Origin of the sequence: Oerskovia flava, from assembly GCF_026163685.1 — a bacterium.
In the GTDB taxonomy this organism is placed as follows: Bacteria; Actinomycetota; Actinomycetes; order Actinomycetales; family Cellulomonadaceae; genus Oerskovia_A; species Oerskovia_A flava.
The window spans coordinates 1-724 of record NZ_JAOXSR010000021.1 but is presented as its reverse complement, the minus strand read 5'-3'; the positions used below and the strand labels follow the sequence as shown (position 1 = coordinate 724).

At 68.5% G+C, this 724-nt stretch carries 1 protein-coding gene; it reads left to right on the top strand.

What is annotated here, in order from left to right:
* On the top strand, positions 1 to 724 hold a 724-nt coding region (gene nagB / locus OHL10_RS18605), incomplete at both ends, for a glucosamine-6-phosphate deaminase (RefSeq protein WP_265523744.1).

Genomic DNA, 724 nt, shown 5'->3' with positions numbered 1-724 from the left:
GCTGCTGATGCGGTGGAGTCGTTGGTGCGGTCGAAGCCGGATGCGGTGCTGGGTCTGGCGACGGGGTCGAGCCCGTTGCGGGTGTATGACGAGCTGGTGCGTCGGCATCGGGAGTCGGGGTTGTCGTTCGCGCGGGCGCGGGCTTTTATGTTGGACGAGTACGTGGGGTTGGCGGCGGGTCATCCGCAGCGGTATCGCAACGTGATCGAGGAGGAGTTCGCGGGGCGGGTGGACTTCGCGGCGGGTGCGGTGCAGGGTCCGGACGGGAACGCGGTGGATCTGCCGGGTGCGTGCGCGGCGTACGAGGCGGCGATCGTGGGTGCGGGTGGTGTGGATCTGCAGCTGTTGGGGATCGGTACGGACGGGCACATCGCGTTCAACGAGCCGGGGTCGTCGTTGGCGTCGCGGACGCGGATCAAGACGTTGACGGCGCAGACGCGTGAGGACAACGCGCGGTTCTTCGACGATGACATCGAGCAGGTGCCGCAGCACTGTCTGACGCAGGGGTTGGCGACGATCATGTCGGCGGGGCACCTGGTGCTGCTGGCCACGGGCAAGGGCAAGGCGGAGGCGGTGCACCAGCTGGTGGAGGGTCCGGTGAGCGCGTTGTGGCCGGCGACGATCATGCAGATGCATCCGCACGCGACGGTGCTGGTCGACGACGCTGCGGCGTCGCGGTTGCAGCTCGCGGGGTACTACCGCCAGACGTACCTGTCCAAGCCCG